The 202-nt window shown below is 76.7% G+C and carries 1 pseudogene; it reads left to right on the top strand.

What is annotated here, in order from left to right:
- Positions 1 to 202: pseudogene (locus tag QWY28_RS24370) on the top strand (LLM class flavin-dependent oxidoreductase); the annotation flags it as partial.

The raw sequence follows: 202 nt of genomic DNA, 5'->3' as shown, positions 1-202 counted from the left end.
GCGCCGGCACACCGAGGTCCTCCTGCAGGTCCTCGAGGGCGAGGGGTTCGCCGAGCCGAACCCGCGGCCGATGTTCCCGACCCCGCCGGGCCTGCTGCGGCTCGCGCCGCACTCCCCCGGCCTGCGCGACCGGATCTGGTGGGGCGCCGGCTCCCGCGCCACCGCCGAGTGGACCGCGGAGCAGGGCATGAACCTGATGAGC

This window comes from Nocardioides oceani (assembly GCF_030412965.1).
Lineage (GTDB): Bacteria > Actinomycetota > Actinomycetes > Propionibacteriales > Nocardioidaceae > Nocardioides > Nocardioides oceani.
This window is presented reverse-complemented; position numbering and strand designations above follow the sequence as displayed.